General features: G+C 72.4%; 12 protein-coding genes. 6 read left to right on the forward strand and 6 right to left on the reverse strand.

Translation table 11 applies throughout. The annotated features are described in order from the left end of the window. Positions 1–458 precede the first annotated feature (458 nt). The gene (locus tag ACFZBU_RS06600; protein WP_391582372.1) at positions 459–1,724 is read right to left on the reverse strand and encodes a M48 family metallopeptidase; all 1,266 of its coding nucleotides are present in this window, start codon (positions 1,722–1,724) and stop codon (positions 459–461) included. A 910-nt stretch (positions 1,725–2,634) separates the two neighbouring features. Between ACFZBU_RS06600 and ACFZBU_RS06605 the strand changes: the two genes are divergently transcribed. Then, the gene (locus ACFZBU_RS06605) at positions 2,635–3,108 is read left to right on the forward strand and encodes an SRPBCC family protein (RefSeq protein WP_391582373.1); all 474 of its coding nucleotides are present in this window, start codon (positions 2,635–2,637) and stop codon (positions 3,106–3,108) included. A 332-nt stretch (positions 3,109–3,440) separates the two neighbouring features. On the opposite strand, the gene ACFZBU_RS06610 is transcribed toward ACFZBU_RS06605, so the two are convergent. Next, positions 3,441–4,367 carry an NADP-dependent oxidoreductase gene (locus tag ACFZBU_RS06610; protein WP_391582374.1) on the reverse strand — a complete coding sequence of 309 codons (927 nt, stop codon included), beginning with the start codon at positions 4,365–4,367 and terminating at the stop codon, positions 3,441–3,443. Positions 4,368–4,518: 151 nt separating this feature from the next. Between ACFZBU_RS06610 and ACFZBU_RS06615 the strand changes: the two genes are divergently transcribed. Further along, positions 4,519–5,199 (forward strand): TetR/AcrR family transcriptional regulator, encoded by a 681-nt coding sequence (locus ACFZBU_RS06615; protein ID WP_391582375.1) that lies wholly within the window; start codon positions 4,519–4,521, stop codon positions 5,197–5,199. Between the two features lie 339 nt (positions 5,200–5,538). Here ACFZBU_RS06615 and ACFZBU_RS06620 read toward each other — a convergent pair whose 3' ends face one another. Both ACFZBU_RS06620 and ACFZBU_RS06625 read right to left on the reverse strand, forming a co-directional pair. Further along, positions 5,539–5,775, reverse strand: coding sequence for a hypothetical protein (locus ACFZBU_RS06620; RefSeq protein ID WP_391582376.1), 237 nt, complete (start codon positions 5,773–5,775; stop codon positions 5,539–5,541). Between the two features lie 120 nt (positions 5,776–5,895). Further along, on the reverse strand, positions 5,896–6,657 hold the full coding sequence (locus ACFZBU_RS06625) for an IclR family transcriptional regulator (RefSeq protein WP_391582377.1): 762 nt from the start codon (positions 6,655–6,657) through the stop codon (positions 5,896–5,898). A gap of 69 nt (positions 6,658–6,726) precedes the next feature. Here ACFZBU_RS06625 and ACFZBU_RS06630 point away from each other — a divergent pair, with 69 nt between their 5' ends. From ACFZBU_RS06630 to dmpG, 3 genes are read left to right on the forward strand one after another with little or no spacing between them, the layout of a single operon-like run. After that, positions 6,727–7,434: a 2-keto-4-pentenoate hydratase gene (locus ACFZBU_RS06630; protein WP_391582378.1), complete on the forward strand. Its 708-nt coding sequence runs from the start codon at positions 6,727–6,729 to the stop codon at positions 7,432–7,434. Next, the gene (locus tag ACFZBU_RS06635) at positions 7,431–8,432 is read left to right on the forward strand and encodes an acetaldehyde dehydrogenase (acetylating) (RefSeq protein WP_391582379.1); all 1,002 of its coding nucleotides are present in this window, start codon (positions 7,431–7,433) and stop codon (positions 8,430–8,432) included. The genes ACFZBU_RS06630 and ACFZBU_RS06635 overlap by 4 nt, the downstream gene beginning before the upstream one ends. After that, the gene (dmpG, locus tag ACFZBU_RS06640; RefSeq protein ID WP_391582380.1) at positions 8,429–9,433 is read left to right on the forward strand and encodes a 4-hydroxy-2-oxovalerate aldolase; all 1,005 of its coding nucleotides are present in this window, start codon (positions 8,429–8,431) and stop codon (positions 9,431–9,433) included. The genes ACFZBU_RS06635 and dmpG overlap by 4 nt, the downstream gene beginning before the upstream one ends. A gap of 389 nt (positions 9,434–9,822) precedes the next feature. Here dmpG and ACFZBU_RS06645 read toward each other — a convergent pair whose 3' ends face one another. Next, positions 9,823–11,301: an APC family permease gene (locus ACFZBU_RS06645; RefSeq protein ID WP_391582381.1), complete on the reverse strand. Its 1,479-nt coding sequence runs from the start codon at positions 11,299–11,301 to the stop codon at positions 9,823–9,825. 74 nt (positions 11,302–11,375) lie between these two features. After that, complete coding sequence (locus tag ACFZBU_RS06650) at positions 11,376–12,599, reverse strand: amidohydrolase family protein (protein ID WP_391582382.1); 1,224 nt, start codon at positions 12,597–12,599, stop codon at positions 11,376–11,378. Positions 12,600–12,817: 218 nt separating this feature from the next. On the opposite strand from ACFZBU_RS06650, the gene ACFZBU_RS06655 reads away from it, so the two are divergent. Further along, complete coding sequence (locus ACFZBU_RS06655) at positions 12,818–13,513, forward strand: GntR family transcriptional regulator (protein ID WP_391582383.1); 696 nt, start codon at positions 12,818–12,820, stop codon at positions 13,511–13,513. Positions 13,514–13,926 lie beyond the last annotated feature (413 nt).

Genomic DNA, 13,926 nt, shown 5'->3' on the forward strand with positions numbered 1-13,926 from the left:
ACCATTGAGCAAGGGGGTTTCGTGCGGTTCCCAAATTCGCTGTTTGGCGCGATCGGCCTCGGCCTCGGCCCGAAATCGACCTGGTCCTCGACCTGGACCTCGTCCGGTGCGCAGGGCAGGCGGGTCGGAGTGCGCGGTACGCGGCCCGGGCGCGGGCGGCATCGGTCAACGCGCGGGGCCAGAGGGCCGGTCCGCGCCTGGTGATGTCCTCCCGGTACCGCGGCCCCCGACCCCGGCGAAGTCGGTGAGCACCCGACCGGGGACGCCGCGCCGCGGGCAGTCGCGCCGCCCGCGCCCGCACCGCGGCCGCCAACTGCCCCCCGCCGGCCTCGTTCGAGGTTTCCTTCCTTGGGAGGTCGCCGCCCGGGCCGATTCACGTTCGCCGAACGAGGGCTTTCGTCGTGGTGCGGTTTTCGGGACGGATGTCGGAGGAGGTGGGGAAACGTGGGCCGGGGTCGTCACGGCGCCGGTCGGTCCACCCGATCGCGGATGATCCGGCGTGCGGTTGCGGCGCGGACGTCGGCGAGTTCGCCCGCCACGGCCGCCCAGACGTGTTCGTCGACGGGGACGATCCCCTCGAATCGTTCGCCCTCGAGCGCCTGTCGCCGGCGCAGCCGGGTGGGCGGGTGGGTCGCGTCAACGCTGTGTCCGTGCAGCGTTGCGACCCGGCGCAACCGTTCGTACTCCTGTTCCGGGATGCGCGCGATGTGTGCGGCCAGGTCCTCCCACAGCGTGTGTTCGGAGACGGTCTCGCCGCGCCGCGCCCCGGGCCGCCCTCGGGTGTTGGCCGCGACCGCCCGTCGGTGCAGTTCGGTGCGTACCGAGCCTTCGACCAGGAGCAGGTCCAGGAGTTCGACGACCGCCGCCGAGGAGGCGACCCGCGCGGCGGTCCGGTCGGCGAGGTATTCGGCTCGCTGGGTGGCGCGCAGCGTGAGGTGGTCGAGCAGCATCAGCATGCCGTGCACCGCGGTCCGGGGCGGGAACAGCACGATGTCGACCAGGCCGACGGGCCCGCGTTTCCCGCTCGGGGCGAGCAGGTAGCGCCAACCGTCCAGGGAACGCAGGGCATTGCCGACGACGAGCCCGTGTCGACTGTCGCCGTTCGCGTAGTGGGCGAGTTCGTGGCCCAGCAGCGCGACGCGTTGCCCGGGGGTGAGGATCTCCCACAGGCCGAGCCCCAGGCGCAGGACCCGGCGCTGCCGCAGGCCGTGGGTTCGAACACTCGCGTTGACGTCGGCGTCTACCTCGACGACGTGCACCCCGGTTGTGCCGGTGGCCGCCGCGACTTCGTCGATCAGGGCGAACAGCTGCGGCGCGTCGACCCGTTGCAGGGCCGGCACGTTCTTGTCGAGTGCGCCCAGGCGCGGGCGCAGGGTCAGCGCCGCGAGCAACAGCACGACGCCGAGCGCCGGTTGCACCCCGGTGGACCAGCCGAGCACGATCAGCAGGAGGCCGCCGACGGCGAGGCCGAGGGTGATTCCATGCACGGCGAGCGCGGTGGTGAACGCGAGCACGGCGTAGACATCACGGCGAGGACGGGCGGCCGGATCTCGCAGGACTTCGGCGAACAACTGCTCCGCGTGCAGGCGTGCCGAGCGCCTGCGCAGTTCCTCGATGCGCCCGTACCGGGGTTCACGGCCGCCGGGGTCGACATTCCAGTCACAGCTCGCGCACCATGTCACGAACCGCGGATCGACCGGCATGTCCGCCCCGAGTCCGGACACGGCTCCGCGTTCGGCTTCGCGTCTTCCACCGACGTGTTTCGTGTTTCCATGATCCCTTCCCCGACGGCCCCTCCCCGGGGCGCCCCACCCCGCCGACGTGCTGACGGCGGCCACGCAGAGTAGCGCCCTGCCGTGGAATCCCGAACGCGGGGGCATGGTTGGGCGGCATCCCATGTCCCGGCGGCGACCGGCTCCCGTTCGGCGGTGTTGTTTCGGTGGTGGGTCAGGGGGAGGGGTGTAACTCGTCGAATAGGTAGACGAATTGACCGCCCCGGCAGGCACGGTGGCCCGTGGCAAGGGATTCGTCGGGTCCGAGCCGGCGGTGCCGCAGGACGGGTACTGCCTGGCCGGAGTCGAAGTCGGGAGCGCATCCCGGCGAGGTGTGCGCATCCGTCTCGACTCCGCGCGTCGGACCCCCGGTCGTCGTGTCGTTGCTCGGGGTTGTCGGGCCTATGCGTAGCCGAAGTACCGGTCCCACCAGGTGGGTGGCCACCGCTCGTCCTTGCGCAGCGACGCGGGTCCGTCGTACCGCCGACGCTGCGGTGTCCTGCGGCCCGGACAAGGTGCCGCGCACCGGCGGCGTGTACACGCGCACGAACGGATGCGGGTCGTGCAGGCGTGCCCGCTCGGCGCATTGTGGAGCCGGCCGGTCACCGTTGTGCACGAGGGTGCCTCGAACGGGAGGTTCGATGTCGGTCGATGTGCGTGAACTCGGTTGCGGTACCCGGCTGTTCGCTTCATGTGAAGGCGAACCAGCCGATCGATCCCGGGTGGCGGGGTCTCCCTCTCGGCGATCCGTCCGGCGGTGCGCTGCGGGTCTCCTCGGTTCGAGCCCGAACGCCGTAGCTTTCCTGGACGAGTGGGTCCGAATCCTGGGGGGCAGGGGTGCCCGTAGGGCATGATTATCCGTATGGAGACCCCTGACTCCGCGCTCTCGCGCGCCCCTGCCGCGTACGCCTGCCTGATCGTTCGCAAGCCCGCCGAGGAGGCGTTCCGTGCTTTCGCCGACCCGGCTGTGACCTCCCGATTCTGGTACACCAAGAGCAGCGGGCCGATGGTTGCGGGCGCCGAGTTGCGCTGGGAGTGGGAGACGTACGGTGCATCGGCCGAAGTCCGGGTCAAGGAGGTCCAGGAGGACCGGCTGATCCGGTTCGAGTGGGGCAACTACGGGCAGCCGACCACCGTTGAGTTGCGGTTCACTCCACAGGCGGCAGGAGCCACGTTCGTCGAGGTCACCGAGACCGGTTTCGAGGGCTCGGGGGATGATGCCCTGCGCTGGGTGAACGACGCCGTCGGCGGATTCGCTACAGCCCTGTGTGCCATGAAGGCCCTGCTGGAACACGGCATCGAACTCGGCGCCGTCTCCGACCATCACCCAGTCTGACCGGCACGGCTCGCGCGCGGTCAGGGGCCCCTACCTTCCGGTGCGGTGCGGCGGGGCGGGGAGCGTGAGGCCCGTCCGGGCTTGGACGGAAGCGGAACGCGAGATCCGACGCCACGTGTAGAGGCCTTGTGCCCCGTATCCACGACTTCGCGGCCGGGCCTCGGACTTCGCGTTTCGGTCCCGGTTTCGACGCCCATGGGGATCTCGGATAGACACGGATCCGAGATCCCCCGGCTGATCGGCGCCGTACACGACTCGGCGTGCTTCCGGGCCGTCCACCCGAACACGCCGGCCGGGCACCCCGGCTGGGCGTCGGGGGAGCCTCCGCGAGGTCAGGGCACGGTGATGACGATCTTGCCGCGTGCGTGGCCGGTGGTGCTGACGTCATGAGCCGTGGCGGTTTCCTTCAGTGGGAATACAGCGTGCAGCGGGACGGTGAGGCGGCCTTGGTCGGCCAACTCGGCTGCCAGTGGCAGTCCTGCCCAGCCCGGTGACTCTCCTGCCTCGGAGCGGGAGAATCGCACTCCGTGCCGAGCGGCGTCGAAATCCGCGATGGTCACCACGCGGTGCGGGTCGCCGGCGATGGCCACCAGTTGGGCCAGAGAGCCCTTGCCGGCGGCGTCCAGAACCACGTCGACACCGCGCGGAGCCAGTGCGGCGAGGCGGTCGGCCAGCCCCGTCCCGTAGGTGACCGGTATGACGCCGAGCCGCTCGAGGAAGCCGTGATTGCCCTCGCTCGCGGTGCCGATCACGGTGAGGCCCCGGGCGCGGGCGAGTTGCGCGGTGATGGTGCCGACGCCTCCGGCGGCGCCCTCGATCAACAAGGTCATGCCCTCGGCGGCGTCCAGGGCCTCCAGTACGCGTGTGGCGGTGTCGAGGTTGCCCGCGGCGCCGCCCGCTTCCTCGAAGGACCACGACCGAGGCTTGGGCGCCCACGCCTCCAGCACGGCATACTCGGCCGCGGCACCTCCCTGATCCACGAAGGGGACGAGACCGAAGACCGCGTCTCCCACGGCGGTGCCGATCACGCCTTCCCCCACCTCGTCGACGATGCCTGCGGCATCCATGCCCGGTACATGGGGGAAGTCCAGGGAGACGAAGTCTCGCAACATCCCCGAACGCAGGTACCAGTCGGCAGGGGTCACGCCGGTGGCCCGCACCGCGATGCGGACCTGTCCGGGCCCCGCGTGCGGCTCGTCGACCTCCTCGACGGCGAGAACCTCGGGACCGCCGTAGCGGTGGTACTGCACAGCAAACACGCCCAACCTCCGTACACATGCCCGTCGTTCGACGGGAGAACCCGCCGCCGCCCACCTCCGCGACCGACAGCCGGCCGCGAAACACCGCGGCACCCCGTCACGCTAACCCGCTAAACGGTCGACCTCTTCCGTTTGTGCTTAAGTGGGAGACATGCCTGCCCGACCGTCTCGGAACCCACCTCCGACCGCCTCCGGCACCCCCGCGCCGAGACAGCGAGCCGACGCCCGGAACAACCGCGCCCGACTCCTCCGGGCCGCCCGCGAGGCGTACGCCCTGGACGGCGCCGACGTGCCCTCCAGCACAATCGCCCGTCGAGCGGGCGTGGGCGCCGCCACCCTCTACCGGCACTTCCCGACCCGCGGCTCACTGATCGCCGCCGCGTTCTCCGAACAACTCGCCCAGTGCCTCGCCACCGTCGACGAGGCCCTTCGGGACGACGATCCCTGGCGCGGACTTCGCACCGCCCTCACCAAGGTCTGCATGATGCAGGCCGAGGACCGAGGGTTCAGCGCCGCGTTCCTCGCCGAGTACCCCGACGCGCCCGACGTCCGGCGTGAACGCGCCCGCGCCGAGGCGGGCCTGGCCCGGCTGGTACAGCGTGCGAAAGACGCCGGACAACTGCGCCAGGACTTCGACACCAGCGACGTGACCCTCCTGCTCCTGGCCAACAACGGCGTCCTGGGTGACTCCCCGGCGGCCTCCGTGGCCGCATCCCGCCGCCTTCTCGCCTACTTCCTCCAGTCCTGCCGCCCGACGGCCGACACGCCCCTGCCCGCGCCCGCCCCGCTCCACCTCGACGACCTCTACAGGCCACCACGCCGAACGGAGTAGGGACCGTCAGAGGTTCGGCTCCGTCCGCCGAGCCGAACGATGTGCGCACGGCCCGGGGGCCGGTACGTGGCACGAGTCGTGGCCGTGGACGCGTACGGGAACACCTCGCCGGCCGCATCGCTCACCTTCGGCAAGTAGGCAGGCCGGAACACCGGACCCCGCCCCCTTCCCGTTCCGCCACATGGTCGGGTCGCGATTCGTGATCGACCGCGACCCGACCCCCCGGCGTTCGTCACCCACGGCCGGCGCCGTCGCCTGCCGGCCCCGTCTTCCACCGCGCGGCCCCGTATTGCACCGCGTGGTCGGGACGTCCTTGCGCTCGAGGTCGGGCCGGCCGTGTCACCGGATCGTGGCCGGAGGAGTCCCGAGCGGGATCGGTACGAATGCGGGGGGCTCCTCGTCCGGTTCCAGTGCCGTCGGGCCGTACAGCCAGTCGACGAACGTGTAGTCGTGGGTGTCGCGTTCGTCGAGTGCCGCGCAGGCGTCGAGGAACCGGGCGGTGCCGAGTCGCATCCAGCGCAGCGGACCGTCGGGCGCGTCATCCACCGGGGCGGCGCCGGCGGGTGCGCCGCTCACCCGGCGTCCGCGCTGAGCACCCGCCACCCGAGCGCGCCTACCGTGCCCGGGGTGGGCCGGCCTGAACCCCGGACGGCCCGTCCCGGGCCGCGCGCGTCCCGGGCGGGTGCACGACGGGGGTCAGGACAGCGCGTCCCGGCGGGCGAGGACGCCGCCCAGGGCGGTCGCCGCGGCGCGCAGCGCGGCCACGTGCGCCTCGGGACGGAAGCGGGGGCTGGGCCCGGCCACGCTGATCGCCGCGACGGGCTCGTCGTCCGGACCCAGGACCGGCGCGGCCACACACACCAGGCCGACCGCGGCCTCCTCGTACTCGAACGCGACCCCGTTCTCCAACGCGGCCTCCAACTGGCGGCGCAACAACCCCGGGGCGACCACGGTGTGCGCGGTGCGCCGCGCCAACGGCGCGGCGAGCACGGTGCGCCGCAGGTCGTCGGTGCCGTGCGCGAGCAGCGCCTTGCCGATGGCGGTGCAGTGCATCGGCATCCGGCCGCCGACCCGGGACGGGCTGCGCGCCTGCCGGTGCCCGCCGATCTTGGCCACGTACACCACGTCGGTGCCCTCGCGCACCCCGAGGTGGACGATCTCGTGGGTGCGTTCGTACAGGTCCTGGAGGAACGGCATGGCCAGTTCGAGCAGGCCGCGTTCGACCGACGCGCGCATGCCGAGCTCGAACACGGTGCCGCTGAGCCGATAACCCGCCGGCAGCCGGTCCAGCAGTCGCAGCGCCACCAGTTCCCCGGTGAGCCGGTGCACGGTGGCCTTGTGCAGGCCCGTGCGGCGCACCAGCTCGGCCAGCGGGACGGCGCGGTCGTCGATGGTGAACGCCTCCAGAATGGCGGTCGCCTTGCTCAGGACGCTGTTGCGGTCGGGGGTGTCGGGCACCCGTCCAGCGTATCGCTGAGCGAGACGTTTTGGTTGTGCGCGACTCTCGCAGGTCGCGACGATGCCGGTATGACCTGTACCTCCTCCCACGGCGAAGACGCGGTGCGAGCCGCGGCCGAACGGCTGCTCGCGGCCGCCGAAACGGGTAGACCCTGCGCCCCGGTCCGCGACTTGATCGGCCCGGACGACCTGGCCGCCGCGTACGCGGTCCAGCGCCGCGTCGTCGACGACCGACCGGCGCGCGGTGCCCGCGTCGTCGGCCGCAGGATCGGCCTGACCTCCGCCGCCGTCCAGCAACAACTGGGCGTCGACCAGCCCGACTTCGGTGTGCTCTTCGACGACATGGGCTACGCCGTCGGTGACGTCGTGCCCTACCGCGCGGTGCTCCAGCCCCGCGTCGAGGCAGAGATCGCGTTCGTTCTCGGCGCCGACCTCGCCGACGGACCGCTCGACCGCGCGCACGTGCACGACGCGATCGACCACGCGGTCGCGGCCCTGGAGATCTGTGGCAGCCGCATGGCCGACTGGGACATCCGCTTCGCCGACGTGGTCTCGACCGGCACCGGTACCGCCTGCCTGGGCGACCCGGTCGAAGCGGTTGCCTGGCCGGCCCGGCAGGCCCGCGACCTCGGCGATCCGCTGCGCGCCGGGCAGCTCGTGCTCTCCGGCGCATTGGGGCCGATGCGCCCCGTCGTTCCCGGGGACACCGTCCGTGCCGACATCACCGGCCCGGGCACGGTCGCGATCGATTTCGGCTCCGACGAGGAGGGCTCATGAACAGGACCAAGGTCGCCGTCATCGGATCGGGCAACATCGGCACCGATCTGATGATCAAGGTGCTGCGCACCGCCGAGCATCTGGAGATGGGCGCCCTGGTGGGCATCGACCCGGACTCCGACGGCCTGGCCCGGGCGCGCCGACTCGGGGTCCCGACCACCCACGAAGGAGTCGACGGGCTGATCGCCATGCCCGGATTCGCCGACATCGGGATCGTCTTCGACGCCACGTCGGCAAAGGCGCACGTGCACAACGCGGCCCGACTGCGGCCGTACGGCAAGCGGCTGGTCGACCTCACACCCGCGGCCCTGGGGCCGTACGTCGTCCCCGCGGTCAACCTCGAACAGCACCTCGACGCCGACGACGTCAACATGGTCACCTGCGGCGGGCAGGCCACCATCCCGGTGGTCGCGGCGATCGGCGGCGTGGTCCCGGTCGAGTACGCCGAGATCGTCGCGTCCATCGCCTCCAGGTCCGCAGGACCCGGTACCCGCGCGAACATCGACGAGTTCACCGAGACCACCTCGGCCGCGATCGTCGAGGTCGGCGGTGCCCGGCGGGGCAAGGCGATCATCGTCCTCAACCCCGCCGAGCCGCCGCTGATCATGCGCGACACCGTCCTGGCCCTGGTGCGCGCGCCCGGCCCCGACACGGCGGACGAGATCCGGCGCGCGGTGGCCGCGATGGTCGCGTCCGTCGCCGAGTACGTACCCGGCTACCGGCTCAAGCAGGAGGTCCAAGTGGCCCCCGTCCCCGCCGACCAGCCGCTGGAAACCCTGCTGGCCCCCGGCGCCGACCGGCCCACCCACCAGGTCTCGGTGTTCCTGGAGGTCGAGGGCGCCGCACACTACCTGCCCGCCTATGCCGGAAACCTCGACATCATGACCTCGGCCGCGCTCCGCGTCGGCGACCGGATGGCGGCCCGCGACGCGGCCCGCGGCACGGCCGCCGGCAACGACCGCGGCACCGCCCGGCAGCACCTGGAGGCCGCCCCGTGAGCACCCAGATCTTCGTCCAGGACGTCACCCTGCGGGACGGCATGCACGCCGTCCGGCACCGGATCTCCACCGCGGACGTCGCGCGGATCGTCGCCGCCCTCGACCGGGCCGGCGTGGACGCCATCGAAGTGGCGCACGGCGACGGCCTCGCCGGCGGCTCGCTCAACTACGGCCCCGGCTCGCACAGCGACTGGGCCTGGATCGAAGCCGCCGCCTCCGTGCTGGAACGGGCCCGGCTGACCACCCTGCTGCTGCCCGGCGTCGGCACCATCCACGACCTGCGGCACGCCTACGACCTCGGCGTGCGCTCGGTCCGAGTCGCCACGCACTGCACCGAAGCCGACATCGCCGCGCAGCACATCGCCGCGGCCCGCGAACTCGGCATGGACGTCTCCGGCTTCCTGATGCTCTCGCACATGGCCCCACCGGAGGAACTCGCGGAACAGGCCCGGCTGATGGAGTCGTACGGCGCGCACTGCGTCTACGTCACCGACTCCGGCGGCCGACTCACCATGAACGACGTCGCCGCCAGGGTGCGGGCATACCGGGACGTGCTGCGCCCGGAGACCGAGATCGGAATCCACGCCCACGAGAACCTCTCGCTCTCGGTGGCCAATTCGGTGACGGCGGTGGAGAACGGCTGCCTCCGCGTGGACGCCTCGCTGGCCGGGCACGGCGCGGGCGCCGGGAACTGCCCGTTGGAGGCCTTCATCGCGGTCGCCGACCTCTCCGGCTTCGACCACCGCTGCGACCTGTTCGCCCTCCAGGACGCCGCAGACGACCTGGTCCGTCCGCTCCAGGACCGCCCGGTCCGGGTCGATCGCGAAACCCTCACCCTCGGCTACGCGGGCGTCTACTCGTCCTTCCTGCGACACGCCGAAGCCGCGTCGGCGCGCTACGGAGTGGACGTCCGCGACCTCCTGATGGAATGCGGACGCCGGGGTCTGGTCGGCGGCCAGGAGGACATGATCGTCGACATCGCCCTGACCCTGTCCGCCTGACCGACCCACAGCGGTCGGCGCCCGATTCGCGAACCCCGCCCGCCCCGGTGCTCCCGTGCGCCGGGGCGGGCGGGGGAGCGCCGACCCCTCGGCTGCCCCGGTTCGCAGGACGGCACGCCCGTCGGCGCCGCCCTCGCACCACCGCCGCGCGACGTGCGCCGGGTGCCCTCTCGGCGATCGCCGGTGGGCTGCGCCCGTGCGGTCAAGGCCGTTGACCGTTGACGACACGCGCACCCGTGCCGCGGGCGACACCGTCGCCTGCCACCGCGGCCACGACGGTCACCGACGCCGAGGCCCCACCCCCGCACCGTCCGGACACTTCGATGCCGCCCCTACCGATCCCGGAACCGGGTGGGGGAAGCGGCAACCACGTTGGAGTCCGGGCCCGTTCAGTCGCGCTCGACGTCGGTCGTGGTCAGGAGCGCGTAGCGCTCGGGGTCGGTAAGGCGGATATGCCGAGCCATCATCAGCCCGGCACAGAACACCACCGGCAGCGGCACGAGCAACGCCGCGTCGACTCCGTCGGACGCGCCGGTGAGCAGGTCGAAGTGGATCACCGCGAGCACCGTCAGCAGGATCAGTCCGGCGCACGCGGCAAGTGGCGCGAGCACGATCCGAAAGAGCGAGAAGCCGCGTCGGTTTCGACGGAAGAACCCGTACACGGCCAGTGCCGCCAGCGCCTGCATGGCCATCACGCCCAGCACGCCCGCGCCGTTGGGCCACAGGAAGGTGACGGTGTACGGGTCCACGTCGGCGAGCGCGCCGATCACGACGACGGCCAGGCCGAACGCGCTCTGCACGAGCACGGCCAGGCTCGGCGAGCCGGTCCGCCGGTCGACCCGGCCGAGTCCGCGTGGCAGCAGGCCCTCGCGACCGAGCGCGTACATGTACCGCGTCGCGGCGTTGTGGAACGCGAGGGTGGCGGCGAATGCGCTCGTGATGATCAGGACGTGCATCGAGTCGGCCAGCCACGGCCCGACGAAGTCGGAGCCGGCGGTGAAGACCATGTCGGCGCCGCCGGCGCCGTTCGCGACCTGCACGGACTTCTCGCCGCCGAACGCGCCCATGATCACCCAGACGGTGAAGGCGTAGAACAAGGCCAGGAAGCCGACCGCGATGTAGGTCGCCCGCGGCACGGTGCGGTCCGGGTCGCGCGCCTCCTCTGCGTAGATCGCGGTGGCCTCGAAGCCGGTGAACGCGCCGAGGGCGAGCACGAACATGCCCGCGACGCCGTCACCGGACAGCGACGAGGGGTCGAAGACACCCATGTCGAAGGTGGATCCGCCCCGATCGCCGAGCACGCCGATCTCCAGCACGAGCAGGACCAGGACCTCCAGGGCGAGCGCGATGCCGAGCACCTTGGCGCTGAGCGTCACCCGCAGCCACCCGAGCCCGGCCACCCCCGCGACGCAGCCCAGGGCCCAGAGCCACCACGGCAGATCGAGCCCGGTCAGGTCGGCGACGCCCGTCGAGGCGAAGTACCCGAAGCACGACACCAGACCGATCTCGATCAGGTTGTACGACACCACCGCGACGTACGCCGCGCCCACGCCGACGGCCTTGCCCAGGCCGCGGGCGATATAGGCGTAGAACGCGCCGGCGTTGCGCACGTAGCGGCTCATCGCGGTGAAGCCGGTCGCGAAGAGGGCGAGCAGCACACCGGAGAGCACGTAGCCCAGCGGTGCGGCCATACCGCCCATGCCGATCGCGGCGGGCGCGACGCCGGCCATCGCGGTGAGCGGGGCGGCGGCCGCGACCACGAAGAACACGAGGTCGGCGGTGCCGATCGCGGACTTGGCGAGGGCGCCGCCGGGTTCGGTGGGCTTCGCGACGGAGGGCGCGGCGGGGGATTGCTGACGGATCGTCATGGGTGGTGTCTCCGGGGCAGGGGAGGTGACCGATTCGACGGTGCGGGTCGAACCGGTGGTCTGGTGTGGGGTGTTCAGCCGAGCAGGCGACCCTCGGCCGCGACGGTGCGGCCGGCGTGCAGGACCAGGCGGCGGGCGGGGTGCGCGGCGACGGCCTCGGGCAGGGACGCGGCCTCGACGACCACCAGGTCGGCGCGGGCGCCGACGGTGAGGCCGTAGTCGGGCAGACCGAGCGCGGTCGCGGCGGCGTCGGTGACCAGGTCCGCGGCCACGGCGAGTTCGTCGTCGCTCATCAGGTCCTGGCGCAGGCCGACAATGGTCGCGCGCTCCAGCATGTCGCCGGTGCCGTAGGGCCACCACGCGTCGCGGATGTTGTCGGATCCGGCGAACACGCGCACGCCGCGGTCGCGTAGTGCGAGGACGGGCGGCATCGAGCCGCTCGGGCCGTTGGTCAGGATCGACACGCCCGCGTCGGCGAGTGCGTCGGCGGTGCGGGCGAACGCGGCGGGTTCGAGGTCACCCAGGCAGTAGGCGTGGCTGACGGTGACCTTCCCGGCCAGGCCGACCGCGGCGGTGCGGGCGGCGATCTCGCGCAGTTGTCCCGCGCCCGACTCGCCGCCGTCGTGCAGGTGCAGGTCGATGCCCGCGCCGTGCCGTTCGGCGAGGCCGAACACGACGTCCAGGTGGCCCTCGACGTCGTTGTCGAAGCCGATCGGATCCAGGCCGCCGATCAGGTCGGCGCCCTCGCGCAGCGCGGCGTCCAACAGGTCGGCCGTGCCCGGCGCGGTCACGATGCCGCTCTGTGGAAACGCCACGAGCTGCACCGAGAGCACGTCGCGAAAGCGCTCGCGAACCTCCACGAGGGCGTGCAGTCCGGACAGCCCGAGCTGCGGATCCACGTCGACGTGCGAGCGCACGTGGCCGGTACCGAGCGCCACGATCCGCCGGACCAGGTGTGCGGCCCGCTCCGCGGTCGGCACCCGGACCCGCTCGCGCAGGGCGCGCTCCGCCGCGACCCGCTCGCGGATCGTGCCGCCGGTGACGTGCGGCTGCCAGTCGCTGCCGAGGAAGGTCTTGTCGAGGTGGACGTGACCGTCGACGAACGCGGGCAGGACGAGGGCGCCGGCCACGTCGATCGTGGTGCCGACCGGCGGCTCGTCGCCGGCCCCGCGGTCGCCGACCGGGTCCAGCGCGGCGATCCGGCCTGCACGGATCGTGATGTCGGCGCGGGTGCCGTCCGGCAGGGTTGCGTCGTGAAGCAGGTCGGGACGGGACAAAGTGGGCGACGGAACGGTCAAGGCGGCCTCCTTCAAGGGTGCGGCGGTGGCTCACCGTATCTGGTATACCGAATACCAAACAAGGGTCTCGGACGTCTCGATTCCGTCGCGCGGGAACACTGCGATGATCTGCGAAGGCCGATCGAGGACGACCCGCCCGACCGGTCCGACCGGCGGGGAGGAACGACCTGCCCGACCGGTCGGACAGGCGGCGACACGAGCAGGAAGGCGCGGACAGCGTGGAGGACATCGCGGCGGCTCGACGGCGGCCCAGCATCGGCGCCGCCGACCGCTCGCTGCGCGATCAGGTGTACGAGGAGCTGCGCGAGCGGATCATCGAGGGCGACCTCGAACCCGGCCGCCGCCTCGTCGAGCGGGAGATCGCCGCCGAACTGGAGGTCTCCCGGGTCCCGGTCCGCGAGGCGGTCCAGCGCCTGGAGGTCGAGGGCTTCCTGACCGTGCACGCGCGCCGCGGTGCGGTGGTCACGCGGCTGCTCGCGCCCGACCTCGCGCACTTCTTCGACGTCCGGGAAAGCCTGGAGGCGCTTGCCGCGGGATTGGCCGCCGAACGCGCCGACGCCGCCGGGCTGGCCCGCCTGGGCGAGTTGTTGTCCGCCGCGCACCGGGCCACGGCCGCGAACGACGCGCGTGACATCGCCGCACTCAACGCGGCCTTCCACGCCGAGATCGTCGCGCTGTCCGGCAACCCCATGCTGGTCGGGATCATGGAGCCGCTCAACGGTCGGCTGCGCTGGCTGTTCCGGCTCACCGCCGGCCCCGACGACCACCCCGTGATGTGCCGCGAGCACGAGGCGATGTACGCCGCCATCCGGTCCGGCGACGCCGCCGAGGCCCGCCGCCTCGCCCGCGAACACGTGGTCGCCACCCGCGCCGCCACACTGACGACACTGCCCGCCGCCGAACCGGGCGCCTGACCGCGCCGGTCGGCACCGTGTTCCCCGAGCGGGCCGGGCCGAGCCGGCCGGGGTGGCCGGTGCATGCACTGTTCTGCCGCGAGGGTGTGGAACCCGGCGCACCCGCCGGCACGGTCGAGCCGTGGCGGTCGCACCGACCGGAGGAGGCCGGGATCGCGGGACGCCGCACCGGTTAGCGAACACGGCCTCCGAGCGCCATCGGCCGGGTTGTCCCCGGCGTAGACGAGGAGTTGGCCCGCCACATCCGGGTCGGCGCTCCCCAACGCGAGGATTCTGGGGGTGAATCCCGTCAACTCCCGCACGTAGAAGCTGAGTTTGTGCACGGCTGGAGCCACCGGCCGACGGCTGCTGCTCGCCGTGCGGCCGCTCGGGGTTCGGGCCCCGGGTTAGGGCTTCGGGGCTCGGACTCGCCG

The organism is Embleya sp. NPDC008237 (assembly GCF_042956465.1).
Taxonomy (GTDB): Bacteria; Actinomycetota; Actinomycetes; order Streptomycetales; family Streptomycetaceae; genus Embleya.

Excerpts from the sequence above, each read along its gene's own strand:
- ACFZBU_RS06605 (WP_391582373.1), top strand. The coding sequence starts at position 2,635 with ATGGAGACCCCTGACTCCGCGCTCTCGCGCGCCCCTGCCGCGTACGCC.
- ACFZBU_RS06615 (WP_391582375.1), top strand. The coding sequence starts at position 4,519 with ATGCCTGCCCGACCGTCTCGGAACCCACCTCCGACCGCCTCCGGCACC.
- ACFZBU_RS06630 (WP_391582378.1), top strand. The coding sequence starts at position 6,727 with ATGACCTGTACCTCCTCCCACGGCGAAGACGCGGTGCGAGCCGCGGCC.
- ACFZBU_RS06635 (WP_391582379.1), top strand. The coding sequence starts at position 7,431 with ATGAACAGGACCAAGGTCGCCGTCATCGGATCGGGCAACATCGGCACC.
- ACFZBU_RS06645 (WP_391582381.1), bottom strand. The coding sequence starts at position 11,301 with ATGACGATCCGTCAGCAATCCCCCGCCGCGCCCTCCGTCGCGAAGCCC.